At 40.0% G+C, this 26,752-nt stretch carries 29 protein-coding genes and 1 pseudogene; 19 read left to right on the forward strand and 11 right to left on the reverse strand.

Going from position 1 to position 26,752, the window contains the following annotated elements:
* The first annotated feature begins 226 nt into the window (after positions 1-226).
* The gene (locus ACH63V_RS15185) at positions 227-1,924 is read left to right on the forward strand and encodes an NAD-dependent malic enzyme (RefSeq protein WP_000623101.1); all 1,698 of its coding nucleotides are present in this window, start codon (positions 227-229) and stop codon (positions 1,922-1,924) included.
* Between the two features lie 45 nt (positions 1,925-1,969).
* Here ACH63V_RS15185 and ACH63V_RS15190 read toward each other — a convergent pair whose 3' ends face one another.
* Entirely contained in the window at positions 1,970-2,890 is a 921-nt protein-coding gene (locus ACH63V_RS15190; RefSeq protein ID WP_396463955.1) for a Dyp-type peroxidase, read from the reverse strand.
* Between the two features lie 158 nt (positions 2,891-3,048).
* On the opposite strand from ACH63V_RS15190, the gene ACH63V_RS15195 reads away from it, so the two are divergent.
* A complete protein-coding gene (locus ACH63V_RS15195) occupies positions 3,049-3,675 on the forward strand; it encodes a LysE family transporter (protein ID WP_396463956.1) in 627 nt (208 codons plus the stop codon).
* Between the two features lies 1 nt (position 3,676).
* On the opposite strand, the gene znuB is transcribed toward ACH63V_RS15195, so the two are convergent.
* From znuB to ACH63V_RS15210, 3 genes are read right to left on the reverse strand one after another with little or no spacing between them, the layout of a single operon-like run.
* On the reverse strand, positions 3,677-4,486 hold the full coding sequence (gene znuB / locus ACH63V_RS15200; RefSeq protein ID WP_000970834.1) for a zinc ABC transporter permease subunit ZnuB: 810 nt from the start codon (positions 4,484-4,486) through the stop codon (positions 3,677-3,679).
* 3 nt (positions 4,487-4,489) lie between these two features.
* A complete protein-coding gene (gene znuC, locus ACH63V_RS15205; RefSeq protein ID WP_396463957.1) occupies positions 4,490-5,278 on the reverse strand; it encodes a zinc ABC transporter ATP-binding protein ZnuC in 789 nt (262 codons plus the stop codon).
* Entirely contained in the window at positions 5,251-5,748 is a 498-nt protein-coding gene (locus ACH63V_RS15210; RefSeq protein ID WP_002054239.1) for a transcriptional repressor, read from the reverse strand. The genes znuC and ACH63V_RS15210 overlap by 28 nt, the downstream gene beginning before the upstream one ends.
* Positions 5,749-5,875: 127 nt before the next feature.
* Here ACH63V_RS15210 and ACH63V_RS15215 point away from each other — a divergent pair, with 127 nt between their 5' ends.
* The 10 genes from ACH63V_RS15215 (at position 5,876) to ACH63V_RS15260 (ending at position 14,052) form a co-directional block, all read left to right on the forward strand.
* Positions 5,876-6,715 carry a metal ABC transporter solute-binding protein, Zn/Mn family gene (locus ACH63V_RS15215; protein ID WP_031982557.1) on the forward strand — a complete coding sequence of 280 codons (840 nt, stop codon included), beginning with the start codon at positions 5,876-5,878 and terminating at the stop codon, positions 6,713-6,715.
* A gap of 170 nt (positions 6,716-6,885) precedes the next feature.
* Positions 6,886-7,284, forward strand: a complete 399-nt coding sequence (locus ACH63V_RS15220; protein ID WP_004705940.1) for an ATP synthase subunit I — start codon at positions 6,886-6,888, stop codon at positions 7,282-7,284.
* Positions 7,285-7,388: 104 nt separating this feature from the next.
* Positions 7,389-8,264: a F0F1 ATP synthase subunit A gene (atpB, locus tag ACH63V_RS15225; RefSeq protein ID WP_031982558.1), complete on the forward strand. Its 876-nt coding sequence runs from the start codon at positions 7,389-7,391 to the stop codon at positions 8,262-8,264.
* Positions 8,265-8,348: 84 nt separating this feature from the next.
* On the forward strand, positions 8,349-8,594 hold the full coding sequence (gene atpE / locus ACH63V_RS15230) for a F0F1 ATP synthase subunit C (RefSeq protein ID WP_000424060.1): 246 nt from the start codon (positions 8,349-8,351) through the stop codon (positions 8,592-8,594).
* A 38-nt stretch (positions 8,595-8,632) separates the two neighbouring features.
* Positions 8,633-9,103, forward strand: coding sequence for a F0F1 ATP synthase subunit B (locus ACH63V_RS15235; protein WP_002054137.1), 471 nt, complete (start codon positions 8,633-8,635; stop codon positions 9,101-9,103).
* A 12-nt stretch (positions 9,104-9,115) separates the two neighbouring features.
* A complete protein-coding gene (locus tag ACH63V_RS15240) occupies positions 9,116-9,652 on the forward strand; it encodes a F0F1 ATP synthase subunit delta (protein WP_311070385.1) in 537 nt (178 codons plus the stop codon).
* Between the two features lie 46 nt (positions 9,653-9,698).
* Positions 9,699-11,243: a F0F1 ATP synthase subunit alpha gene (gene atpA / locus ACH63V_RS15245; protein WP_396463958.1), complete on the forward strand. Its 1,545-nt coding sequence runs from the start codon at positions 9,699-9,701 to the stop codon at positions 11,241-11,243.
* 77 nt (positions 11,244-11,320) lie between these two features.
* Positions 11,321-12,190 (forward strand): F0F1 ATP synthase subunit gamma, encoded by an 870-nt coding sequence (gene atpG / locus ACH63V_RS15250; RefSeq protein WP_002114131.1) that lies wholly within the window; start codon positions 11,321-11,323, stop codon positions 12,188-12,190.
* Positions 12,191-12,220: 30 nt separating this feature from the next.
* Entirely contained in the window at positions 12,221-13,615 is a 1,395-nt protein-coding gene (atpD, locus tag ACH63V_RS15255) for a F0F1 ATP synthase subunit beta (RefSeq protein WP_004705936.1), read from the forward strand.
* 17 nt (positions 13,616-13,632) lie between these two features.
* The gene (locus ACH63V_RS15260) at positions 13,633-14,052 is read left to right on the forward strand and encodes a F0F1 ATP synthase subunit epsilon (protein ID WP_002054176.1); all 420 of its coding nucleotides are present in this window, start codon (positions 13,633-13,635) and stop codon (positions 14,050-14,052) included.
* 62 nt (positions 14,053-14,114) lie between these two features.
* Here the strand turns inward: ACH63V_RS15260 and ACH63V_RS15265 are convergent, their stop codons facing one another.
* The 4 genes from ACH63V_RS15265 to ACH63V_RS15280 form a co-directional block, all read right to left on the reverse strand.
* Entirely contained in the window at positions 14,115-14,714 is a 600-nt protein-coding gene (locus ACH63V_RS15265; protein ID WP_311070390.1) for a hypothetical protein, read from the reverse strand.
* Positions 14,715-14,859: 145 nt separating this feature from the next.
* Entirely contained in the window at positions 14,860-15,405 is a 546-nt protein-coding gene (locus ACH63V_RS15270) for a glutathione peroxidase (RefSeq protein WP_263612703.1), read from the reverse strand.
* A 121-nt stretch (positions 15,406-15,526) separates the two neighbouring features.
* On the reverse strand, positions 15,527-16,291 hold the full coding sequence (locus ACH63V_RS15275) for an AraC family transcriptional regulator (RefSeq protein ID WP_311070393.1): 765 nt from the start codon (positions 16,289-16,291) through the stop codon (positions 15,527-15,529).
* 21 nt (positions 16,292-16,312) lie between these two features.
* Positions 16,313-17,527: an MFS transporter gene (locus ACH63V_RS15280; RefSeq protein ID WP_396463959.1), complete on the reverse strand. Its 1,215-nt coding sequence runs from the start codon at positions 17,525-17,527 to the stop codon at positions 16,313-16,315.
* Positions 17,528-17,662: 135 nt separating this feature from the next.
* On the opposite strand from ACH63V_RS15280, the gene ACH63V_RS15285 reads away from it, so the two are divergent.
* Positions 17,663-18,316: a TetR/AcrR family transcriptional regulator gene (locus tag ACH63V_RS15285; protein WP_079744781.1), complete on the forward strand. Its 654-nt coding sequence runs from the start codon at positions 17,663-17,665 to the stop codon at positions 18,314-18,316.
* A gap of 105 nt (positions 18,317-18,421) precedes the next feature.
* Positions 18,422-19,342: a DMT family transporter gene (locus ACH63V_RS15290; RefSeq protein WP_263612706.1), complete on the forward strand. Its 921-nt coding sequence runs from the start codon at positions 18,422-18,424 to the stop codon at positions 19,340-19,342.
* A 390-nt stretch (positions 19,343-19,732) separates the two neighbouring features.
* Here the strand turns inward: ACH63V_RS15290 and ACH63V_RS15295 are convergent, their stop codons facing one another.
* From ACH63V_RS15295 to ACH63V_RS15305, 3 genes are read right to left on the reverse strand one after another with little or no spacing between them, the layout of a single operon-like run.
* Positions 19,733-20,302 (reverse strand): L-threonylcarbamoyladenylate synthase, encoded by a 570-nt coding sequence (locus tag ACH63V_RS15295; RefSeq protein ID WP_019458003.1) that lies wholly within the window; start codon positions 20,300-20,302, stop codon positions 19,733-19,735.
* Between the two features lie 50 nt (positions 20,303-20,352).
* Positions 20,353-21,483 (reverse strand): DNA-processing protein DprA, encoded by a 1,131-nt coding sequence (gene dprA, locus ACH63V_RS15300; RefSeq protein ID WP_396463960.1) that lies wholly within the window; start codon positions 21,481-21,483, stop codon positions 20,353-20,355.
* A 20-nt stretch (positions 21,484-21,503) separates the two neighbouring features.
* Positions 21,504-22,658 (reverse strand): LysM peptidoglycan-binding domain-containing protein, encoded by a 1,155-nt coding sequence (locus tag ACH63V_RS15305; protein ID WP_396463961.1) that lies wholly within the window; start codon positions 22,656-22,658, stop codon positions 21,504-21,506.
* A gap of 122 nt (positions 22,659-22,780) precedes the next feature.
* Between ACH63V_RS15305 and def the strand changes: the two genes are divergently transcribed.
* From def to ACH63V_RS15330, 5 genes and pseudogenes are all read left to right on the forward strand, one after another.
* Positions 22,781-23,311: a peptide deformylase gene (def, locus tag ACH63V_RS15310; protein WP_004705924.1), complete on the forward strand. Its 531-nt coding sequence runs from the start codon at positions 22,781-22,783 to the stop codon at positions 23,309-23,311.
* A gap of 34 nt (positions 23,312-23,345) precedes the next feature.
* A complete protein-coding gene (locus ACH63V_RS15315; protein ID WP_039252946.1) occupies positions 23,346-23,774 on the forward strand; it encodes a DUF2946 family protein in 429 nt (142 codons plus the stop codon).
* Between the two features lie 72 nt (positions 23,775-23,846).
* The gene (locus ACH63V_RS15320) at positions 23,847-25,961 is read left to right on the forward strand and encodes a TonB-dependent copper receptor (protein ID WP_396463962.1); all 2,115 of its coding nucleotides are present in this window, start codon (positions 23,847-23,849) and stop codon (positions 25,959-25,961) included.
* Positions 25,962-26,014: 53 nt separating this feature from the next.
* Positions 26,015-26,227: a hypothetical protein gene (locus ACH63V_RS15325; RefSeq protein WP_343570029.1), complete on the forward strand. Its 213-nt coding sequence runs from the start codon at positions 26,015-26,017 to the stop codon at positions 26,225-26,227.
* Positions 26,228-26,374: 147 nt separating this feature from the next.
* Positions 26,375-26,521 (forward strand): annotated as a pseudogene (locus ACH63V_RS15330) (TetR/AcrR family transcriptional regulator); the annotation flags it as partial.
* Positions 26,522-26,752: the final 231 nt, after the last annotated feature.

Here is a 26,752-nt window from a genome sequence, read left to right on the forward strand (position 1 = left end):
GATATAGAGTTAATAAAGAATAATTTAAAAAAAGATGAAAAATGTAAGTAATTAATTTTTAATATTAATTTTGTTATATGTTTTTTCTAAATAGTATTCAATTTCAATATCACAGTTTAAAATACCTATTTTGTATTAAATAGTCTTAAGCTTACGCATACAACGAGCTTTAGAGAGTGCTGAAACTGTACTTTTCTGAGTTCTAAGCTGGAAAATGAGATAGGCAATGATATCAGGTCACCCAAGTAAACATCCCCTTTATATCCCTTATGCAGGCTATACACTTTTAGAGTTACCCCTTTTAAACAAAGGGTCCGCTTTCACTCAAGAAGAAAGAAGTAACTTTAACTTACACGGGTTACTTCCACATATTATTGAAACTATCGAAGAGCAAAGCCAACGCTCTTATCAGCAATATTGTGCTTTCAATGATGATATTAATAAGCACATCTATTTACGTAATATCCAAGATACCAACGAAACTCTGTTCTACCACTTAATTGAAAATCATCTTGAAGAGATGATGCCAATTATTTACACACCAACTGTGGGTGAAGCATGTCAACGTTTCTCTGATATCTATCGCCGTCATCGTGGTGTTTTTATTTCATATCCAGATCGTGATGTGATTGATGATATTTTGCAAAACGTTAATAAAAATAATGTCAAAGTCATCGTGATTACGGATGGTGAACGTATTTTAGGTCTTGGTGACCAAGGCATTGGCGGCATGGGTATTCCAATTGGGAAACTTTCGCTGTATACCGCATGTGGTGGTATTAGCCCTGCTTACACATTGCCAATCACAATCGATGTAGGGACGAATAACCCTCAATTATTAAATGACCCGATCTACATGGGATGGCGTCAACCACGTATTAGTGGTGATGAGTATTATGACTTTGTAGATATGGTGATTGAAGCTGTAAAGCGTCGTTGGCCAAAAGCGCTCATCCAGTTTGAAGATTTCGCACAAAAAAATGCGATGCCACTTTTAGAAAAATATCGCGATAAAATTTGTTGTTTCAATGATGATATTCAAGGAACAGCAGCGGTTTCTGTTGGTAGTTTAATTGCTGCAAGCCGTGCAGCAGGCAAACAATTAAAAGACCAAACAATTGCTTTCTTAGGTGCAGGTTCAGCTGGTTGTGGTATTGCAGAGCAAATCGTTGCACAAATGGTTTCAGAAGGACTAACCGATGCTGAAGCACGTGCTCGTGTTTACATGGTGGATCGTTTTGGTTTGATCACTGAAAATCAGCCAAATCTATTAGACTTCCAACGTAAGTTAGCTCAAAAAGCTGAAGTAGTAGACCAATGGGGCAATATTGAAGAAGTGATTTCACTGCTTGATGTTGTTAAAAATGCCAAGCCTACAGTATTAATCGGTGTTTCTGGTCAGCCGGGCCTATTCACCGAAGAAATTATTAAAACAATGGCTGCCAATTGTGAACGACCAATTGTGATGCCGTTATCTAACCCGACTTCGCGTGTAGAAGCAGTACCGGCGGATATTGTGGAATGGACTGAAGGTAAAGCATTAATTGCAACGGGTAGCCCATTTGCACCTGTAAATCATCACGGCAAGCTTTATAATATTTCTCAGTGCAACAACTCATACATCTTCCCTGGTATTGGTTTAGGTGTAGTAGCATCAGGCGCTAAACGCGTTACAGAAAACATGCTCATGGCATCAAGTAGTGCTTTAGCAGACTGTTCACCGTTGCTGAAAGATCCACAAGCTGACTTATTGCCACCTTTAGGCGAAATTCAACAAGTGTCTAAAGTAATTGCATTTGAAGTGGCAAAAGCTGCAATGGCAGATGGTGTGGCTGTAACTATTAGTGATGATTTGCTTAAGCAGAAGATTGATCAATCGTTCTGGAAACCAGAATACCGTAAATATAAGCGTATTCCTTTCTAAGAATGAGAATGTGAAAAGAGGAGCTTAAGCTCCTCTTTTTTTCTTTTAAGCCTCTAAAATTTCTTCTAATAGTTCTTCACTTGGTGCAAAGTAATATGCCCCGTCAAGTGGTGTCACGAAGTGCAATAAGCGGTCATGGATGCCATCCCCACTTGTACCAAACATGCGCTTTAACATCGCATCAATAATGCTCAGGTCTTTAGTGTAAGCAATGAAGAATAAACCTTGATCACCTCGACCGTCACCATAAGGTAAGCTGTGACGTAGGATTTCCATTTCTTCGCCTTCATCATCTTCAACGACAGTACGAGCAACATGGGCATTTTGTGGTTTAACGTCATCATCTAATTCAATAGATTCAAGCTTAGTACGTCCCATCACATTTTCTTGTGCATCGACTTTAAGTTTTTTCCATTTTTCCAAGTCATGTGCATAGCGCTGTGCAAATATGAAACTACCATCTGCAAATACTCCAGCACTTTCTGGGAGTAGGGCTGTTTCCGCGCGGTCATCTGGAAATTGAGGATTTTCAGTACCATCTATAAAGCCAGTAATATCACGACCATCGAAATAACGGAAGCAAACACGTTCATCCAGAACTTCAACTTTATCTTTAATACCTTCAAAAAATGCTTGGCTTAATGCAAAACAAATATCTGAACGCATACTGGCAATGTGAATAAGCACATCAGCTGGTACGACAGGCATATTGAATGCACCATTTTCTGGTTCAAGTTGTTTAAAGCCAGCAGGAGACTGACTGTAAAGTTGTTTCCAAAGTTCTGGACCAAAAGCGACTGCTGTTTTGATTTGCGCGTCTGAATGCTGAGTAATGAGACGGTCACGTGTTTCAAATAAAGCTTCGAGTTGTTCTTTTAATTCAGCAATTGTTAAATCTTTTAAACGAAGAACAATAAAACGGGCATGATCAGATGGTAATGGCAAAATGACAGATTGAGCAGTCATTAGAAGGTATCTCCTCAATTATAATTTAGTATGAGCTTCAATTATTGTGCCTGATGCGAAGAGCCGTTAGTAGTCTATTTATTGATTTTATTGTTTGAATTATCACCACGATAGTTTTATAAAACGGTATAATTCCACTTTTATTGTCTATTTTCGCTATGTCTTTGCAAGTTTGGTTTGCTTATATGTTGGCCTGTTGGGTCATTAGTATTTCTCCGGGAGCAGGGGCTATAGCTTCTATGTCGAGCGGCTTAAATTATGGCTTTAGACATGGTTACTGGAATGCGATCGGTTTGCAAATTGCTTTGTTAATTCAAATCATGATTGTAGCGGCGGGTGTGGGGGTTTTATTTGCAACGACCCCATTGGCTTTTCAGGCGGTTAAATGGTTTGGGGTAGCCTATTTATTGTATTTAGCTTATTTGCAGTGGATTGCACCAGTAAAAGATATAGAAATTCAACATGAAAAAAAGAATAAGTCTATTTCTGCTCTGCTGTTAAATGGCTTTGTGGTCAATATCAGTAACCCTAAAGCGATTGTTTTTTTGTTGGCAGTTTTGCCTCAGTTCTTAGATTTAAGCAAACCTCAATGGATACAATATCTAATTATGGCAGCCACTATGGTTACGATTGATTTGATTGTAATGGCTGGATATACAGGACTAGCATCAAAAGTTTTAAGATTACTTCGTTCACCTAAACAGCAAAAATATTTGAACCGTGGTTTTGCTGTCATGTTTAGTTGCGCAGCTTTATTACTCAGCACAGTTCATCAAGCAGCCTGATTTAGGCTGCTTGAGTTTGGTTTTTGATTTTTTGAACCATAAAAATAAGAGCAAAACTCAACGCCATACATAAAACAATACTGAGGCCAGTTGAGATATTAAGTGCTGCGCTTGACCATAGGCCCACACTGACACCGAGTTGAGCTAAAACAAAAGCCCAAATAACCATTTGCTTTGGTGAATGAGCGAGTAGTCGAGCGCTCAATGCTGGAATAACCAGTAAAGCACCCATTAAAAGTGAACCTACTGCTCGTAAAGCTAAAACTGTAAATAAGGCTAGCAGTAACATAAAAATGAGACGCTGCCATTTTGCATTTACACCTTCACTAATCGCAATGTCCGGATCAATTGCAATTTGAATTTGAGGCTGCCAAAAGCGATAAAGAATTGCCAGTGATACTGCAATAATTAATGTGAAAACAGGTAGGTCTGGCCAATCAATACTTAATAAGTCACCAAACAAATAACTCAAAAGTTCTGGTCTTAAACTCGGAACATGTTGAATAAACAGAAGGCCACTACATAGTAAAGTTGCTGAGCATAAGGCAAGTAGAGCATCGTTTGGCAAGCGATTGTCATGCAGTGCCCATAAAATAGCGACTAATAAAATAGCCGTACCTGCCACGCCAAGCCAAAGAGGGAGGCTTAAAGCACCGGCAATTGCTACCCCAAGTAAGGTTCCGTGTGCCATGGTGTCTGCAAAAAAAGACATACGTCTCCATAACATGAGACAACCAAGTGGTGCGGTCAAAAAGACCAATAAGGTTCCCATAATCCATGCGGGCAACAATAATTGTAACCATTCCATCATGGCTTAAACTTCCGGTTCCGGGTGAATGTGAGGTCGACTATTGTGAGGACAAGGGTGTGCTGCATCACCATGCGCACAGTGGTCATGATGGTGCTGGTAAAAAACTCGCTGAGTGCCAAATATTGCCTGATACTCAGGATGCTGCTGAATATTCTCAGGTAAACCGCTGCAACATATATGCTTGTTTAAACAAACAACTCTATGCGTCCCTTGCATAACCCATTGTAGATCATGTGAAACAATTAAAATGGCACATCCATAACGCTCCGGCAGACTACGCACATATTCATAAAGCTCAGCTTCAGATTGAATATCTAGTCCCTGCATAGGTTCATCAAGAACAAGGATATCTGGCTTCCTAAGTAAAGCACGTGCAAGCAGCACACGTTGGCGCTCTCCACCAGAAAGCTGTTGTACTTTTGATTGTTGTAGCTTGGCAATACCAGTATCTTGAATAATTTCTTGGCGAAGGCTAGGGCTACATTTTTCAAGATCTAATAGATCTTGAACACGTAAAGGAAGACTATGAGAAGGATTAAATTTTTGAGGCACATAAGCCATTTTTAGTTTTTTATCGCTTATGACGCGTCCGCTACTTGGTTTTAAAATTCCAAGTAGAACTTTAATTAAAGTCGACTTACCTGCACCATTCGGACCAATTAAGGTCACAATTTCATTTTGATGTAGATCAAAATCGACTTTTTTTAATATATCCCGATCATCACGGTGAACAGAAACCTGTTCCAGTTGAATCAATACAGGATCTAGCGAGCTGTGCGGCACTGCTGGCATTTCCCCGAAATTTCAATAATGCTGTGTTGTGCTGTGAAATCATCTAAAGCTGCAAGTTGGTCGAGTTGTTGAGTCAGACCTTGTGAAGATGCTTCTTTAACAGTGTGACATTCGGTGCAAATTAAGAATGCAGCTTGATGGCCTTCACGTGGATGACAACATGGAATATAAGCATTAATAGATGTTAAGCGATGAATTAGACCTTTTTCTAATAAGAAGTCTAAAGTTCTATAAACAGTTGGAGGAGCGGCAGGGCGATCGGTTTGACTTTTAATACGTGCTAATAAGTCGTACGCACCCATTGGGCCTGAAGCATTTAAAATGAGTTCAAGAACTTCTTTACGTAAAGGCGTAAGGCGTGCGCCAACCGCAGAACATAAAGTTTCTGCTTCAGCTAAACGACTTGCGACATTATGGTGATCATGAACACCATGTAAAGAATCATGATGTTCATGCGTGCAAGAACTCATAGACATAACCTCAAATTTTTAATGGAATATTAGCATGAAGCGATGCTTCATTCGATTAATCTTAGGTATTTTTGTAACTTTGTTATATTATAACATGCTTCGAGCTATTACTAATTGATGGTCTGTCATGTTCCGCGTTTTTGTTTTCAGTATGTTCTCTTTAATGAGTACGTTAGGTTGGAGTCAGGGTTTGGTTGTCTCTACACACCCAATCTATTTGATTGCAAAAGAAATTACCAAAGGCGTTGAAGAGCCTCAGTTGTTGCTTCAAGGTCAAAGCGGGCATGACGTACAACTCACCCCAGCGCATCGTAAAGCAATCAATGATGCTTCTTTAGTGATCTGGTTAGGAAAAGCTCATGAAGCTCCTTTAAACAAATTGCTGAGTAACAATAAGAAAGCAATTTCTTTATTAGACAGTGGTATTCTTTCTGTTTTGCCACAGCGTAATACGCGTGGCGCTGCTTTACCAAATACTGTAGATACGCATGTCTGGTTAGAACCAAACAATGCAGTGCGGATTGGCTTTTTTATTGCGGCTTTGCGTTCACAGCAGCATCCTGAAAGTAAAGCGAAATATTGGAATAATGCCAATGTATTTGCTCGGAATATGTTACAGGCAGCTCAAGCTTATGATAGCTCAAGTAATGGAAAACCATATTGGTCTTATCATGATGCTTATCAGTATTTGGAACGCTCGCTTAATTTAAAGTTTGCAGGTGCTTTAACGGATGACCCGCATGTTGCGCCTACAGCGGCTCAAATTAAGTATCTTAATGATAATCGACCAAAACCTCAGATGTGTTTACTTGCAGAAAGTTTCACAACAAAAGGTCAATATCAGAAACTGGGCAGTATTACCTTCCAACCCGTTGATGAAAGTATGAATAATGAGGACGATTTTGTAACAGCATGGAAGAAACTGGCTATAAAAACTGATAAATGTGTATTAAATACGCAAAAGTAAGATAAAAAGTAAACAAAGGCTGACTGTAGCGTCAGCACCACCTGTCACGAAAAACCCCGACTAAAGTCGGGAAAAGATTGCATGTTCAGGGGTGTAACTCTATAATGCCTGCGATTAAAAGCGATCATCAGCTAAACTTGTCAAGCATTTATGCTGTGAGTGGATAAATAATGAGCCAAACTAGTCGCTTGATTGACCGACGATTAGCAAAAGCTTTGGTCTTCTTACAAGCATGCATGATCCCTGTTTCCGCACTTGTGGCGTGGAGCATAAAAGACATGACAGCAGCATTAAGTGCGGCACTTGGTGCATTGGTCTGCTGGCTTGCTACCAGTTATTTTGCGTGGCAATCCTTCAGAACAGCAGGTGCGAGAGCATCAAAACAAGTGCTGTCTAACATGTATAGGGGCATGTTAGGCAAATTTGCAATCATGATCGTTGGATTTATTTTGATTTTGAGCAATGTTAAACCTTTATCACCGTTAGCATTGCTGTTTGGTTTTATCCTCGTTCAAATGATGTCGTGGGTTGCTCCTTTTTGGGTTTCACGTCTACAAAAACGAGTATAGAAACAAGAAGAATTGAAGATTTTTTGGAGGGTGGCGAGATATCGACAGTACGCCGATGTTCGTTTCCCTTCTTTTTAGTAATTGACATTGACCAGGTGTGATTTATGGCTGCTGAAGAACATGCCCTCACTTCGACAGAGTATATCAAGCATCACTTGACCAATATGACCTATGGCAAAATGCCAGATGGTACATGGAAATTGGCTGAGACTGCTGAAGAAGCTCATTCGATGGGGTTCACTGCAATTCACTTGGATTCAATGGGTTGGTCAATTGGCCTTGGTGTGATTTTCTGTTTGTTATTTTGGATGGTTGCGAAAACTGCGAAAGCTGGTGTTCCAACAAAATTCCAATCTGCAATTGAAATGATCATTGAGTTTGTTGACTCAAGTGTCCGTGATACTTTTCATGGCAAATCACGTTTAATCGCTCCACTTGCACTCACTATTTTCGTGTGGATTTTCCTCATGAACCTAATGGACTTGATTCCAGTTGACTGGATTCCTCAAGTTGCTGCATTTGTTGGTGCTAACGTATTTGGTATGGACCCTCACCACGTTTACTTCAAGATCGTTCCATCTACAGATCCAAACATTACCCTTGGTATGTCTTTATCTGTATTTGTTCTTATCTTGTTCTACAGCATCCGCGAGAAGGGTGTTGGCGGTTTCGTAGGCGAGTTGGCACTTAACCCATTTAACCCAAGTAATCCAGTTGCAAAAGCGTTGCTTATTCCAGTGAACTTGATTTTGGAATTGGTAACATTCCTTGCTCGTCCTATTTCATTGGCTCTCCGACTATTCGGTAACATGTATGCCGGTGAGTTAATCTTTATCCTGATCGCATTATTGCCGTTCTGGATTCAATGGGCGTTATCTGTGCCTTGGGCGATCTTCCACATTCTTGTAATCACGTTGCAGGCATTCATCTTTATGATGCTTACCATCGTTTACTTGAGCATGGCAAGCGAAAAACATTAATGGTATTGCCTAACTATCAAATGATGGTTGGGCTGAATTTTTTTAATTTAATTTGGTAATAACCTAACCTCTGAGGAATTTTTCATGGAACTCACTTTAGGTCTAGTTGCAATTGCATCTGCTATCTTGATCGCTTTCGGTGCTTTGGGTACTGCGATTGGTTTTGGTCTTTTGGGTGGTCGCTTTTTAGAAGCTGTAGCTCGTCAACCAGAATTAGCTCCACAACTTCAAACTCGTATGTTCTTAATCGCGGGTCTTCTTGATGCTGTGCCTATGATCGGTGTTGGTATTGGCTTGTTCTTCATCTTCGCTAATCCATTTGTAGGTTAATCAGCTTAATTCCTAAATCCACTATTTGAGGAATTGCAATGAATATCAACCTCACATTGATTGGTCAAGCGATTGCGTTTGCGTTTTTTGTCGCATTCTGCATGAAGTTTGTTTGGCCACCACTAATCAATGCGATTAGTGAGCGTCAGCGTAAAATCGCTGATGGCTTAAATGCAGCAGAAAAAGCGAAAGCTGACCTTGCCGATGCACAAGCGCAAGTGAAGCAAGAACTTGATGCAGCTAAAGCACAAGCGGCTCAATTGATCGAACAAGCGAACCGTCGTGCAGCGCAATTGATCGAAGAAGCTCGTACTCAAGCTGCGGCTGAAGGTGAGCGTATTCGTCAACAAGCTAAAGAAGTTGTTGATCAAGAGATCAATTCTGCTCGCGAAGAATTACGTCAACAAGTAGCTGCCTTGGCAGTGACTGGTGCAGAAAAGATCCTGAACCAACAAGTTGATGCAGAAGCTCATAACGCCATGCTGTCTCAGCTGGCTGCTAAACTTTAAGCGAGGCGAATTATGGCTGAACTCTTGACGTTGGCACGTCCGTATGCCAAAGCAGCATTTGCTTATGCTTCTGAGCAAGGTGCAACAGACAATTGGTCGAATGCGTTACAAGTGCTCAGTGCTGCGGTGCAAGACGAAGCATTTTCCGCTTATTTAAATCGCCCTGAACTTACTCCTGCGGAGCAAGTGAAGCTTTTTGCTAAAGTTTTAGGTGAAGATCAATCTCAAGCAGTGTCTAACTTTTTGACACTTCTTGCAGATAACGATCGTTTAATGTTGTTACCTGAAATTGCAGCAGAATATGAACAGCTTAAATCACAGAATAACAATACGGTTGATGTCGTGATTGAATCGGCGTTTCCGTTAACTTCTGTTCAGGAACAATTGCTTGCACATGCGTTAGAAAAACGCTTCAAGGCAGCAGTTAATGTTTCTGTAGAAGTTAATCCTGCTTTGATTGCAGGTGTGGTTATTCGTGCAGGCGATCAAGTGATAGATGATTCTGCGCTTAACAAGCTTGAAAAAATGCGTACTCGTCTTCTTGCATAATGCAAATGATGAAGACTGAACTAATAAAAGATTGAGGAATAGCGCAATGCAACAACTGAATCCATCCGAGATCAGTGCGCTCATTAAACAGCGTATCGGAGATCTGGACACCAGCGCGACCGCTAAAAACGAAGGTACCATTGTTATGGTATCCGACGGTATCGTGCGTATTCACGGTCTTGCTGATGCAATGTACGGTGAAATGATCGAATTCGACGGCGGCTTATTTGGTATGGCACTGAACCTAGAACAGGATTCAGTGGGTGCCGTTGTTTTAGGTAACTACCTAAGCCTTCAAGAAGGTCAAAAAGCTCGTTGTACAGGTCGTGTTTTAGAAGTTCCAGTTGGTCCTGAACTTCTTGGCCGTGTAGTAGATGCTTTGGGTAACCCAATTGATGGTAAAGGCCCAATTGATGCAAAATTAACTGATGCTGTTGAAAAAGTAGCACCAGGCGTAATTTGGCGTCAATCAGTAGACGAGCCTGTTCAAACTGGTTATAAATCAGTTGATACCATGATTCCTGTGGGTCGTGGTCAGCGTGAGTTGATTATTGGTGACCGTCAAACTGGTAAAACAGCAATGGCGATCGATGCGATCATCGCTCAGAAAAACTCTGGCATTAAATGTGTATACGTTGCGATTGGTCAAAAACAATCAACAATTGCAAACGTTGTACGTAAGCTAGAAGAAACTGGCGCTATGGCGTATACAACTGTTGTCGCTGCTGCGGCTGCTGATCCTGCTGCAATGCAGTATTTAGCTCCGTACTCTGGCTGTACAATGGGTGAATACTTCCGTGACCGCGGTGAAGACGCTCTTATCATTTATGATGATTTGTCTAAGCAAGCTGTTGCTTACCGTCAAATTTCATTGCTTTTACGTCGTCCACCAGGTCGTGAAGCGTATCCGGGTGACGTATTCTATCTTCACTCACGTCTTCTTGAACGTGCTTCTCGTGTATCTGCTGACTACGTTGAGAGATTCACTAATGGCGCAGTAACTGGTCAAACTGGTTCTTTAACTGCATTGCCAATTATTGAAACTCAAGCAGGTGACGTATCTGCATTCGTACCAACGAACGTAATTTCGATTACTGACGGTCAGATCTTCTTAGAAACATCATTATTCAACGCAGGTATCCGTCCTGCTGTGAACGCGGGTATCTCTGTATCTCGTGTTGGTGGTTCTGCTCAAACTAAGATCATCAAAAAATTGTCTGGTGGTATCCGTACCGCTTTAGCACAATACCGTGAATTGGCTGCGTTTGCTCAGTTCGCTTCTGACCTTGACGAAGCAACTCGTAAGCAACTTGAACATGGTCAACGTGTAACTGAGTTAATGAAGCAAAAACAATATGCTCCTTACTCAATTGCTGACCAAGCTGTTTCTGTTTATGCATCTAACGAAGGCTATATGGCTGACGTAGAAGTTAAGAAAATCGTAGACTTTGATGCTGCGTTAATTGCTTACTTCCGTTCTGAATATGCTCCGTTGATGAAACAAATCGATGAAACTGGTGATTACAACAAAGACATCGAAGCAGCAATCAAAGCAGGTATTGAAAGCTTTAAAGCGACTCAAACTTACTAAGTTCAGTTTTAGTTAAGTTTGGTTCACGGATCAACCTTCGGAAGCTCGAAAGGGCTTTCGAATACTAGGTTAAGCGTATGGCAAATTTAAAAGAAATTCGCGCCAAAGTAGCTAGTATCAAGAGCACGCAAAAGATTACTCGCGCGATGCAAATGGTAGCTGCTTCTAAAATGCGTCGTGCGCAAGAGCGCATGGCTCAAGGCCGTCCGTATGCCGATAATATGCGCCGTGTAATTGCTCACTTGGTACAAGCAAACCCTGAATATAAACACCGTTATATGGTTGATCGCCCAGTTAAGCGTGTTGGCTATATCGTAGTGTCTTCAGATCGTGGTTTGGCAGGTGGCTTGAACATTAACTTGTTCAAGAAAGTTGTGCAGCATGTCAAAGCACAACAACAGCAGTCAATTGAAGTTGAATTTGCTTTAATTGGTCAAAAAGCGGTTTCGTTTTTTAAGAATTACGGCGGTAAAGTGCTTGGTGCAACTACCCAACTTGGCGATGCGCCGAGTTTGGAACAGTTAACTGGCTCAGTGCAAGTTATGCTTGATGCATTTGATAAAGGCGAATTAGATCGTATCTACCTCGTATCAAATGGTTTCGTTAATGCAATGACTCAGCAGCCTAAAGTAGAACAACTTGTTCCTTTAGCACCGGCAGAAGAAGGCGATGATCTCAACCGTACTTATGGTTGGGACTATATCTACGAACCAGAAGCAGAAGAATTGTTAAATGGTTTGTTGGTTCGCTATATCGAGTCTATGGTTTATCAAGGTGTGATTGAGAACGTTGCATGTGAGCAGTCAGCTCGTATGGTCGCGATGAAAGCAGCGACAGACAACGCAGGACAATTGATTAAAGACCTACAACTCATTTACAACAAGCTGCGTCAAGCCGCGATTACTCAGGAAATTTCCGAGATCGTTGGCGGTGCCGCTGCCGTTTAACATTATTAAGTTTGAATTGAGGAGACAGCAATGAGTAGCGGTCGTATCATTCAGATCATCGGCGCGGTTATCGACGTCGAGTTTGAGCGCACAAGCGTTCCTAAGATCTATGACGCTCTCCAAGTTGACGGTACTGAAACTACTTTAGAAGTTCAGCAACAACTTGGTGATGGTGTTGTTCGTACCATCGCAATGGGTTCTACAGAAGGTCTTAAACGTGGCCTTAATGTAACTAGCACAAACGCACCGATCTCTGTTCCAGTGGGCCCAGCTACGCTTGGCCGTATCATGGACGTTTTAGGTCGTCCTATCGATGAAGCAGGTCCTGTTGCGACTGAAGAACGTTTGCCGATTCACCGTCAAGCGCCTTCTTATGCTGAACAAGCAGCTTCTACTGACCTTTTAGAAACTGGTATTAAAGTAATTGACTTACTTTGCCCGTTCGCAAAAGGTGGTAAAGTTGGTTTATTCGGTGGTGCGGGTGTTGGTAAAACCGTTAACATGATGGAATTGATCAACAACATCGCAAAAGCACACTCAGGTTTATCTGTGTTTGCTGGTGTTGGTGAGCGTACTCGTGAAGGTAACGACTTCTATCACGAAATGAAAGATTCTAACGTTCTTGACAAAGTAGCAATGGTCTACGGTCAGATGAACGAGCCACCAGGTAACCGTTTACGCGTTGCGTTAACTGGTTTGACTATGGCTGAATACTTCCGTGATCAAAAAGACGAAAATGGTAAAGGTCGTGACGTATTATTATTCGTCGACAACATCTACCGTTATACACTTGCGGGTACTGAAGTATCAGCATTGTTAGGTCGTATGCCATCTGCAGTAGGTTACCAACCTACACTTGCAGAAGAAATGGGTGTTCTTCAAGAGCGTATTACATCTACTAAATCTGGTTCGATCACATCGATCCAAGCAGTATATGTACCTGCCGATGACTTAACAGACCCATCGCCTGCAACTACATTTGCTCACTTAGATGCAACAGTAGTATTGAGCCGTGACATCGCATCTTCTGGTATTTATCCAGCGATCGATCCACTTGACTCAACTTCACGTCAGTTAGACCCATTAGTTGTTGGTCAAGAGCACTATGAAATTGCGCGCGCAGTACAAAACGTATTGCAACGCTATAAAGAGCTTAAAGACATCATCGCAATCTTGGGTATGGATGAATTGGCAGAAGAAGATAAATTGGTTGTTTACCGTGCGCGTAAAATCCAACGTTTCTTCTCTCAACCATTCCACGTAGCTGAAGTATTTACTGGTGCTCCTGGTAAATTAGTACCACTTAAAGAAACGATTCGTGGCTTTAAAGGTCTATTAGCTGGTGAATACGATCACATCCCAGAACAAGCGTTCTATATGGTTGGTGGTATTGACGAAGTGATTGCTAAAGCTGAGAAACTCTAATTTAAGGAGATCATCTCATGGCGACTATGCAATGTGATGTCGTAAGTGTTAAAGAGTCTATTTACTCTGGCGCAGTGACGATGTTAATCGCGAAAGGTGCAGGTGGTGAACTTGGTATTTTGCCAGGACACGCTCCACTTGTAACTTTGCTTCAACCGGGCCCGATTCGTGTTCTGTTGGAAAATGGTACAGAAGAAATCGTCTATGTATCTGGCGGTGTTTTAGAAGTTCAACCTCATGTTGTAACGGTTCTTGCAGATACTGCAATCCGTGCTGACAATTTGGATGAAGCTGCAATTTTAGAAGCACGTAAAAATGCTGAACAATTGCTTGCAAACCAAAAGAGTGATTTGGACTCAGCTGCTGCTTTGGCATCTCTTTCAGAGATCTCAGGCCAGCTTGAAACAATCCGTAAAATCAAAAACCGCGCTCAATAAGACGCGGTTCGAGATTGAAAAAGCCACCGTAAAGGTGGCTTTTTTTATTCTTGAAAAGAAAATTAAGAATCAGTTTTTGAATCTGATTTTTCATCTCCTGCCATAATCAGTGCAGCGAGTTTGACCATATCCATTTGGATAGTATTAAGTTGCTTCTCAATTTGGTCGAAATCAATTTGTTCTAATTTTCCATTTAATAAAGGCATACTTAAAGCTTGTTGGTTTGCTTGTAGTAGGTTTTGACGAATATTTTCAACTTCCTGACTTCTTATATCTAAAGTCAATAATGCTTGATTTAAGCCTTTTAGTTGCTGTTTTAATGTCGTTACAGTTGTTTTTAGCTCTTGCTTATCTTCATCTTGAATGGCTTGTTCAACATCAAGTTGAGTGTCTTTAAGCTTTTCAATATAGTCGCCAGCTTTTAACTGTAAGTTAGCCGCGTCACGAACGATATAAAAAACATTACCGCTTTTTAACTCAGTTTTATTTTTTGTAGGTGTGATTTCTTGTGAAGAATCATCTGCTTGTTCTGATACTTGGTCATTGGTTTGAGCAGACTCTTGTTCCTTAGCATGGTCTTGTGCCTGATCGCATCCAAGTAACAACATACCTGAAGCAAAAATCACAAATGGAAAAAATGCGCCTTGTAAAACTTTTTTCATAACTATACACATACCAAGTAAAGCAAGTGCGTACTATATGCATAAAATATGTAGAAATAAGGTATTGTTGCAAATGAACAACATTTTGACCAGACAATAAAAAAGAGCGCTGTAGCACTCTTTTTTTATGAAATTGCTATAAAAATTATTTAGCTAACTCTGCTTCAACTGCTTTTACAATTTGTTCATCATCTGCTGTTAAGTTTGGGGCAAAACGAGCAACAACTTCACCATTTTTATTTACTAAGAATTTCTCAAAGTTCCATAACACTTCTGGAGCAGGGTTCGTTGGAATACCTAAGCCTTCTAAACGCTCGCGGAAAGGACCTTCACCAATGCGTTCTGGTTGAGCTGCTGTCAGTGCTTGATAAAGTGGGTGCTTATCTTCGCCTACTACAGAGATTTTTGAGAAAAGTGGGAAATGAACATCGTAGTTTAATGAACAGAATTGTTGAATTTCTTCATCCGAACCAGGTTCTTGTTCTTTAAAGTTGTTTGCAGGGAATCCTAAAATTTCAAGACCTTGATCTTTCTTTGCTTGATAAAGTTTCTCTAAGCCTTCGTATTGTGGAGTTAAACCACATTTAGATGCTGTGTTTACGATTAATAAAACCTTACCTTTATATTGGTCAAGGTCAACCGCTTCACCTGAAATGGCTTTTACTGGAATGTGATATACAGATTGAGTCATGAGTCTTTCCTGAAGATTGTAATTGATATCAAGTAACGCATTTGTTTTAACTGCTATTGTTGAGGAGTGCAATAATATTCGTGTTCAAAAAATAAAAAGAGAAGAAAAAGCAATCTATGAGCTAATTGTTTCTGATTTGAACAGGGGTCTGGCCTGTATATCTCTTAAAAAATTCAATAAAACTGGAACTGTGTTGATAACCTAAATCATATGCTAAACGTTTAATAGGCATGCCTTGTCGAATTTGATGAATGGCATAAACAATTTTGGCTCTATTACGCCATTCGGATAAAGAAAGTTGTAACTCTTGTTGGCTTAAACGCAATAAATGACGATCACTGACTGAAAAATTCTGAAGTAATTGCTGTAAAGAGTGATTAAAAAATAATGGGTCTGAAAGTTTTTCTAAAATTGGTAGTAAAACTGGATGACGTGTTTGGGGTAAGTAATGAGAATATGCTGTGGCTTGTTGTAACTGATCAAATAGAACTTGCAAAAGATGTTCTAAATATTCAGGTTTTCCATTTTGTTTTTGCTGCTCCAAAATTTGTAAAACCAGAGTTCGAAAGAAAGGCTGAATACTAAAGCATTTACAGGCATCACCTAAAATAGAACAGAGGCTAGGGTGTAGTCGAATACAGATATAATGAATTTCATGATCGATATGAGTAGATTGATGGACTGTTTGAGGTGGAATCCAAAGTCCATAGCTTGGAGGAGATAAGTAGATTTGTTCTTCTACTTGCATTTCCAAAATGCCATTCAAACTGAAATTAAAATCTCCCCAAAGTGAAGCATGAGGACGAACAATATCTTCTTTTTCATATAGAAATTCATGAACTTCTATATTGTTCAATAAGGAAAATTGTTGGTCCTCATTTTTCATCTATTTACTCTGAATAATATTTTAATTTTCACAAGTCGCTTTAGGGTTATTTAAACCTTTGGCAAAGGTAAATGTACTAATTAATGCTAAAGCAACGAAGCTTAATACACCATAAATTAAAGTATTTTCATTGAAATGATCAACTACATAACCACCTAATAATGAGCCTGTAGCAATCATGACTTGGAACATACCAACAAAGAGCGGCATGCCTTTTTCCACTGCATGAGGTGCGTGTACAAACATCCATATATTGGCAGAGGTAGGAAAGGCACCGAATGCAAAGCCCCATAGTGCAGTCAAAACGATGGCACCAAATTCATGAATAGCAAAGATAGGAAAGCCGAAAAACACGATTGCAAAACATGTTCCAACGAAGGCTAGAGTGTAACGGACATTTAAGTTGCCGCTATATCCTGCAAATGCGTTTCCAAAAATACCAGCAATTCCGTAAAGCAATAATAATGAACTAATAGTGGTACCGTTGAATCCTGCAATATTCTTAAAGAAAGGTGCTAAATAACTATAAGCACAGAAGTGAGCAAGACCAATTAATAAGACAATCAGCATGCCACTGCGTGCCTTAGGAGTGCGTAATAGTGCTGGCAAATCTCTTATGTGAATTGCTGAGTCTGGTATAAGTTTAGGTAAGAAAATCAGCTGAAGTACGAGTACAACAAGACCGATCGCAGCTGTAATTCCAAATGCACTACGCCACCCATAAAACTCACTTAGCCAAGTTCCAATTGGGACACCTAATACAGTCGCAAAAGTTACACCAGCCATGACTACGGCAGTTGCTTTAGCAATAGGTAAATGTGCAGGTGCGAGCTTGCCACTTAAAGCAATAGCTGTAGCCCAGAAACCGCCAATTGAGATGCCTAAAATTAAGCGGCTCAGTAATAAAACATGGAAATTTTCTGCAAAAGCAGTAATGGTATTGGCAATCACCATAATTGCGGTCAGTAAAATAAGAACATAACGACGGTCAAGTTGTTTTACTGAAACAGGTAATAGTGGGGCCGCAATCGCTGCCATAATGCCGGGTACGGTAATAATAAGACCAGCTGTACCCACAGAAATATGTAAATCAGCTGCAACGCTATTTAAAACACCAACAGGTAAAAATTCACTTGTTACTAATGCAAATGCTGCAATGGCAACGGCCAAAATGGCAAACCAGCTCCCTTGAGTGGAGGTCGTGGGTCGCGGTTTAGAGGTAGTAGATTGGTCCATAATAAATCCTTACTTGGCTAAATTTGGAGTGAAGAAAGGCAATTTTTTAATTAACTAACGATCATTATGAAAATAAAATAGTTGATAAAAAATCGAACGTCAATTAATTTAATAACGATTGTTATAAAAATAGATGTGATCTTTATGACAAATAGGCATGAAACAGATCTTGCTGTTAACGAAGACACGCTAAAAAAGAAGCGTGGACGCCCTAAATGCTTTGATGAGCAACAAGTGTTAGAAAAAGCAATGTTACTTTTTTGGGAACATGGCTATGAAGCAACGTCTATTAGTGACTTGACGCAGGCTTTAGAAATTACAGCACCAAGTTTATACAGTACTTTTGGTGATAAGGCAGGCTTGTTTTATAAAAGTATTGATTACTACTTAGCTCATGAAGCATGTCCTATTGAAACAATCTTTTTAGAAGCAAAAACTGCAAAAATTGCTTTTGAGTTATATCTTTATGACAATGTGAAACGACTGGTTCAACCCAATAAACCAGCTGGTTGCATGTTGGTCGTTGCTGCTATGAATTGCTCTGATGCAACTCAAGATGTACAGCAAAATTTATTAGATAAACGTATAAAGACCAAAGAAAAATTATTAAAACGTCTAGAACAGGGCGTAGAGCAGGGCGACTTATCTGCTAATGCGCCTCTACAAGAAATGACTGATTTTTATGCCACCGTTATTCAAGGGTTGACTATTCAGGCGAGAGATGGCGCGAGTACTGAGCAACTACATAAAGTGGTAGAACATGCCATGAAAGCTTGGGCATTATTTTAAAAAATTAATGATGTCCTAAGTTCAATATCAATGTCGGAAATACGATATTTCAATTTATTAAGACATTCTTCAGAATAAAATCTCTTTTGTAGATGGTGTATTACTATGAGTCAGGTCATGAAATATCACAAATGGGCATTTATTTTTCCCATTCTGGCAGTACTGATTTGGTCTTTAAATATTGTAGTCACCCGCTATGTCTCGGATTATATTTCTCCAGTCAGCATTAGTTTTTATCGGTGGTTAATCGCCTTTATTATTTTGACTCCATTTATGCTTTTACCAGTTTGGAGACAACGACAGCTGGTAAAAATGTATTTGCCTAAGCTTGCAGTATTGAGTGCATTTGGGATGGTACTTTATCAAGGTCTTGCTTATACAGCGGCTCATTATACCAGTGCGACCAATATGGGTATTGTTAATGCCTTTATTCCGATCTTCACTATTTTTGTTTCGCTTGCCATTTTAAAAGATGTGCCTAATCGATTTGCAGTCTTTGGCAGTATTTTGTCTTTTGCAGGTTTGCTCTATGTCATGTGTCAGGGCGACATTAACCAGTTGTTAAGTGCTGGCGGTCATCTTGGTGATGCACTCATGATTATTGCTGTGTTCTTCTATGCATTTTATGGGGTTTTCCTTAAAAAATGGCAGCTTCCACTTCCAATCATGACAAGCTTATACGTTCAGATTGGTTTTTCTGTATTGTTCCATCTTCCTTTGATTTTCTGGTTTGGTCTTGATGGCTTAAATGCACAAAATGCGCCAAGTGCAATTTATGCAGGTGTATTTGCGTCTTTAATTGCGCCGTTAGTTTGGATGTTAGCAGTACAACAACTTGGGCCAAATAGAACAAGTATATTTATGAACTTGGTCCCTGTCTTTACAGCAGTTATAGCAAGCGTTTGGTTATCTGAGCAATGGACGATCTATCATACCTTCGGCGGAATTATGATTCTGGTAGGTATTATTATGGCTCAAAAGAAGGTTAATTCTAAAAAATCGGATCTATTGTCAGAGCAAAACTAAAGTCGTTGAAAAAACTATGGCATATTTTGAAAAAAACTGATGAAAATATGCCATATTTTTCTTAGTTAAAGTTTTTCTATATGATTTATAAATAGATTATAAAAACAAGTTGAAATATAAATATTAAAAAAGACGAGTAAAAATATTAATATAATTTTAACTTATAAGCGAAAAAAGCTAAATTCCCTATACTTTTCATGCTTTTTTTAGAGAAATAATATATTTCTCTCATCTAGCCTCTTACCACATAATAGCGACCACTACGAAAGACGCTATTTTAAGCAACTTTTCTTTCGTTCCAGAGATATCCAAACCCTCTGGATGTGGTATATACCCATCCTTTTTTATGCTCAGTTATCCCTATATAACTGAGCTTTTTTTTGTCTAAAATTACGGACGAATGACTTCACCCGTTAAGGCATTAATGATTCGACTTGGTTGCTGACTTTGCCCTAAGTCACCATTAAGATAGTTTAATTGTGAACCAAAGTATTGGCAGGCATCTTGTAATGAATGAGCAGGCTCTTGTCCACTAGGATTGGCACTCGTCGACACAATAAAACCATGAAAAGCGTTGCACAATGCCACACATAACGGATGTGTTGTTACTCGTACAGCAACAAGCGGGTGTTCGCCCTTAATCCATGAAGGAATATGTTGATCGGCTGGCAATAGCCAGGTCGTGGCTCTTTCTGATGGTTGATGGTTAGACCAGCAATCAATAATTTCTTGTTGAGTCGTTTGCGGTAATGAAGTCAGTAAATGCTCGACTTGACTAATGTGTCCAGCTAATAAAATGACGCCCTTTTCAATAGGGCGCTGCTTCAATTCAAGAATTTTTTGAAAAGCTTGTTCATTAAATGGATCACAGCCTAATCCCCAGACTGCCTCAGTTGGATATGCCAAAACTTGACCTTGTTGTAAACATTCGGCTGCTTCGGTCACTGAGGTCGTAATCATGGTAATACTTTCCTTTCAATCAAACAGAATCGTTATTGTGCGCCCTAATACTAAGAACGACAACGTAAATACAGCCCTGATTGTTGCATACATAAACCGAGTAGTTCTAGTTCCATCAGTGAAGAGGTCAGTTCAGAAACTGCAACATTATGATGAATAACAAGCTGGTCAATATTCTGGCCTACCCAGTCTAAAGACTGATAAAGGTCAATTAAATGCTCAGGAATTTCTGGGGTATTTACATTAACTTCTTCAGTTTGACTTTGTTGCTGACTTTGCCATTGAGTTGGCAATGCGAGATCTTCAATAATTTGTTCAGGATGGTCGACTAAAATTGCGCCTTCACGAATAAGTTGATGGCATCCTTGATGAAACTCACTATAAATATGGCCCGGAATGGCAAATACGGTTTTGCCTTGTTCAGCAGCTTTATTGGCCGTGATGAGTGAGCCACTTTTTAAAGTTGCTTCCACAACTAATACGCCTAAACTCAGACCGCTAACAATTCGGTTTCTACGTGGGAAATGTTGCTGTAATGGCGGTGTCCCTGGTAAAAACTCAGTAATAATGGCGCCGTTCTGAGCCAAAATATGTTCTGCCAGTTTTTTATTTTGAGCTGGATAGGTAGTGTCTAAGCCTGTACCAGTGACTGCGATTGTACGTTGATGGGCGGATGCACCTTGGTGGGCTGCTTCATCAATGCCATAAGCCAGACCACTACTAATAAAAAAGCCCTTTTCACTTAAGTAATAGGCAAAATCATAAGCCACTTGACGACCATGTGGGCTTGGTTTTCGGCTACCGACAATCGCGATTTGTGGTTGCAATAAAGCTTGAGCTTGGCCTTTCCCGAAAATAATAGGTGGATGATCTGTATAAGGAAGCAATTGAGTAGGGTAGCCAGAGTCATCAGGTGTCAAAATAAAATCAGTATGTTGATGAACTTGTTGTACAAGCTGTTCGAACTGAGCCTGACCTTGGACTGTTTGAAATTCGTTTACACGCTTTAAGTGATTCGCATGTAGCCCAAGAGAGGGCCATTCTGCTAATCCATTAGGTTGAGTTGCTTTTTCACAGTTTCCAAAATAATCAATAATTTTTTTAAAACTGACTAATGAGTGCTGCACCAAATACCACACTTTAAGTGTGTGGTAATGGTGTGAAGTAAGTTGGGTGAGCATTGTAAAAGGTACATCCAGCATTAATCATTAAAGCGAGGTGGCTGAATGCTTGAACCGACTTTAATAGGCAAATCGCTTTCTAGGACATAAGCATAGCTAAGCTGATCAAAAGTTCTAAAAACCATCAGACTACCAATCTGTTGACCAGGAAGTTGAATCGCCTCTTTGGTTTTAGGGTCGCGAATTGTCTCTCCTTGTTGGTCAATGTCAAAAACTTGACCTACCTGAACACCTTGCGCTGTACCACGGTCCAAAGTCACGACACTATTTTTTGCAGCTCTACCAATTGACCCCATGACACGAATGATTTTGCCGCCGTCAGTCACTTGTTTTGCATCTACGGGGTAAAACAATGTTGGTAAATTAGCTTGTTCTTCAGGCATAACACGATCGCCACGACGTACTTCACCATCATAGCTATCTGTAAGTTCTAAGGTGGTGATGTCTTTTTCAGTAGACATTGCAACACCCGAAGCAACCTGTGACAGCTCAATGCCTAGACTATGCTTTTTACCTTTACTGTCTGTAAAATAGTAAGGTTCACCTTCGCGATAAACTGCATAGCGTTGACCATGAACTAAGCCTTGTCCTCGTGCATAAATAGTTTGACCTTTTCCTGCAAGTACACGTTGATCAGCTGTACCAACAACATAAGGTGTATTGGTAATTGAGTCAGCTGGTAAAATAGTACTGTTCTCTAACCACTGTTTAATATGTTCAAGTGGAATAACAGGAACACTATTATTTAATGCTTCGACGCGAACTTGTGGTTGCAAGTTTGTGGTTTGACCTGTGTAGCGGCGGATAATACCGACACAGCCGTCGCCTTCGTCTTTACCGACTAGGGGGCGACCATCTAGGCTACATAATAGTAATCGGTCACCCGGATAGATCCAGTGCGGATTTTTTACATGTTGATTACTTGCCCAGATTTCAGGCCAGCGCCATGGTTTATTTAGAAAATGTCCCGAAATATCCCATAGTGTATCCCCGCGTTTTACAATGTACACATTGGGTGCATTGCTTTTAAGAGAAGGTGGATTATGGTTTGGGCTGGCAGCATGAACCTCCGCTACCGTACCAAGCACAACTCCTGTACAGAGTGCTAAAGCAAGTAAATGCTTTTTTATCCCCAAAGCATGAAATTGAACCATGCCGTCAAAAACCTTTTTCATTATGATAATTCCTAAAAATTATGCGTGCAGATGCGTTATAATAGGCGGCTAACACACAATTTTTCGATGAAGTATTTCCTTCATTTGGTTTTTCAATCAATGGCATAAGTGAGGACGTCAGTATGGCCTTATTACCTATTTTAAGTTTTCCTGATCCCCGTCTTCGTACCATTGCTAAGCCTGTTGAAGAAGTTACTGATGAAATTCGTCAACTTGCAGCAGATATGCTTGAAACCATGTATGCGGCACCAGGTATTGGTTTAGCAGCTTCTCAGGTCGATCGTCATATTCAGCTTATCGTCATAGATTTGTCTGAATCTAAAGATGAACCTTTGGTTTTCATTAACCCCAAAATAACTCCACTGACTGAAGAGACGCAGCCGTACGAAGAAGGCTGTCTATCAGTGCCACAAATATACGATAAAGTTGACCGCCCGTCACGTGTGAAAATCGAGGCAATTAACCTTGAAGGTCAAGCATTTGAGATAGAAGCTGACGGACTTCTCGCTGTTTGTATCCAACATGAAATGGATCACTTAAAAGGCAAATTGTTTGTGGATTATTTGTCGCCACTTAAACGTCAGCGTGCACGCGAAAAAGTCGAAAAGATTGTTCGTCAACGCGAGCGTGAAAAAGTTGCGGTAAAACGTTAAAAGTTTTTCAAACATTGTAGTGTGGATGTGATTTTTGGTTTTTCGTAGTGGTCTGTTGCTTGCATGTGCAGCAGTGTTTTTACAGATTGCGGTATTTCTACAGCCGCTATTACCGAAGCAATATCAAATTGCTCCGGTCTGTGAAACTATTACCCGTGCTTTGCTTAAGCCCAAGGCACAGACGGAAACCATGTCACATGCCATGCATCATTCACATCACGAACACCATATCGAACAGGCACAAGTACCTGAACATCATGACCACCATGATGCAAATCACCAGTGCCAATATTGTACCGTCTATGCCAATCTCGTTTTACCACCTGAATTTGGCGTAAAAGAGGTACTCGTTCGTATACAAGTTCGCTTAGTCGCTTATCAACAAGCATTTCGACATGTTTATTTTGCGCTACAGCGACTCTTCTTACTCCCGCAAGGGCGAGCGCCGCCTCTATTTGCATAAATAAAAGCAATTTTTTGTTGGGGTCTTGATTGACTTCAATATCACTTTATTTATGTTTTAGAGCGTATAAAAATGCCACATTCTAAATTTTTACTACAACCTTTATGGGTTGCGATGCTTGCTGCTTCTCATTCGGGACTCGTTTTTGCTGATTCAGAAAAAAATGATGCCGATACCAAAACACTTCACTCATTAGCACCTATTGTTGTTACAGCACAGCAAGGTAATGATGCAAATGGCTTGATCGTACATGCAGACCCAAAACAGCCAATTCAGCCAGTACCTGCTACAGATGGGGCAGACTATCTACAAAGTATTATGGGTTTTAACTCAATACAAAGCGGTGGAACCAATGGTGATGTGACATTCCGAGGCATGTTTGGTTCACGCATCAAAATTCTAACGGATGGCACAGAGAACTTAGGTGCATGCCCAAACCGTATGGATGCTCCAACTTCTTATATTTCACCAGAAAGTTATGATCGTATTTCTGTCATTAAAGGTCCGCAAACTGTTCAATATGCCAATACAGGTTCGGCAGCAACAGTCCTTTTTGAACGTCAACCTGAGAAACTCACCTCTGAAAAACCTTATCGTGGACAAGCGAGTGTCTTATTAGGTTCATATGGACGTATTGACCATAATGTTGAGGCGGCAATTGGCGATGAAAAAAAATATATTCGTTTAAATGCCAACCGTTCAGAATCGGATAGTTATCAAGATGGTGATGGTAATACCGTGCCATCAGCATGGAAGAAGTGGAATGCTGATGTAGCGCTTGGCTTTACTCCAGATGAAGATACATGGATTGAACTCACAGGTGGAAAATCTGATGGTGAATCGCTTTATGCTGGACGTTCAATGGACGGATCTCAATTTGCGCGAGAAAGTTTAGGTCTGCGGTTCGAAAAGAAAAATATCACTGATGTCATTAAGAAAATTGAAGGGCAGGTGAACTACAGCTATAACGACCATATTATGGATAACTTTAGCTTGCGCACACCGCCATTAGTTGAAATGAACCATGGTGGTATGACCATGCTCATGCCAAACGCGATGGCAATGGAAGTGACACGTCGTACACTAAACTCGCGCTTAGCCATGACCTCTGAATGGAATAAGTGGAGCCTGATTACAGGTGTAGATTCTCAGTTTAATAAACATGGCGGTAGCATGTCATCGCCAAATATGCCTTCAATGAATATTCCATATCGTCAAGATATGCGTTTTCAATCATACGGTGCTTTTGGTGAACTTGGTTATCAATGGAACGATCTCAACAAATTGGTTACAGGTGCACGTTTAGATCGAGTCACAGTTGAAGATGAACGTGCCGATTCTCAGGCAAAAGGCTTTAATACAAAGCTTGAAAAGACTTTACCGAGTGCATTCGTTCGCTGGGAAAATCAACATCCTGAACATGACCTAAAAAGCTATATCGGTTTAGGTTATGTAGAGCGTATGCCTGATTATTGGGAGCTTTTCTCGCCTAAACACGGTAATGCTGGCTCAACCAATACGTTTAACGGTGTGAATCCTGAGAAAACATTACAGTTGGATATGGGTTTCCAGCAACAACATGGTGCTTTAAATACATGGGCTTCTGCTTATGCGGGCTTAGTAGATGACTACATTTTAATGAGTTACCACCATCATCCAAGTATGGGAATGGATGGGCATGACATGAGTCATGATATTACTGCGGGTGCTAAAAATGTCGATGCAACCATCGCAGGCGCGGAAGCTGGTATTGGATATCAATTTACCGACCATATTCAGGCAGATTTGAGTGCCATGTATTCGTGGGGTAAAAACACCACAGATGACAAACCGCTACCTCAAATTTCCCCTTTGGAAGGTCGTTTAAATATTCGCTATGTGGCTGACAAATATAACTTAGGTCTGTTATGGCGTGCTGTTGCTGAGCAAAACCGTGTAAGCCTACATCAGGGTAATATCGTGGGATATGACCTAAAGCCAAGTAAAGGTTTTTCAACCCTTTCTTTAAACGGAAGTTACAACCTTCGTAAAGATATTGATGTATCTGTTGGCATTGACAACGTATTAGATAAAACCTACACCGAACACTTAAATAAAGCGGGAAGTGCAGGCTTTGGATTTGCGAGTGAAGAACAGTTCAATAATATCGGAAGAAATTACTGGGTTCGTATGAGCATGAAGTTTTAATCAGCTTAATGAATTAAATGAACTGAAAGAATTAATTTAAAGAGAGAAATGAAATGGCAAATAAATTATCGCCTGAACAATCTTGGTGGGGATGGAAGTTACTTATTGTGGCTTCTATCCTGGCTTTACTATTTATGATCATTTTTTACTGGGCAATCAACAATGAGCCTGATTATATGCCTAGTCAAAAAAATAAGCAGATGATGGAGACACATGAGCAAATGAATCAAGCTGAAATGCACATGCACAGTTCATCAGCTCAATAAGTTCTTTAAAACTTGGAAAAGGAAGTCTGGTTAACAGGCTTTCTTTTTTATTTTTAGGTTTTAAAAATTATTGATGTATTCTCGCTAAGATTTTTGCCTTACTTTGATTCTGATAAAGCCTATTGCGGATAGAGCATAGGACTTCGAAAAGTACAGCATAAATCCTTTGTAAGTATTAATAATATGCTTTTTACCATGATACGTTATGAGATGCAGAACAATTTTCTTATCTCAAAACAACAACTTAAACGCGAATTATCGAGCATGATACTGGCTTATTTAAGTCAAAAATAAATAATTAAAATAATTATCGTTATAAAACAACATGTTAAATTGGTCGTTGATTTAAAAGTGAACGCTCAAGTCATTATTTTTTAATTTTCGCTTGCAAAGGGTTTTTAATGGTCTATAATGCACATCCATCGGCGGTGATGCAGATAGAAACTTGTTGAAAAACAGTTACTTGGAATTAAGTTGGTTACTTTAAGTGATGAATTTGATGAGAAGTTGGTTTTGAGAATAAGT

The organism is Acinetobacter sp. ABJ-A23_2 (genome assembly GCF_044538765.1).
GTDB classification, from domain to species: Bacteria; Pseudomonadota; Gammaproteobacteria; order Pseudomonadales; family Moraxellaceae; genus Acinetobacter; species Acinetobacter nosocomialis_A.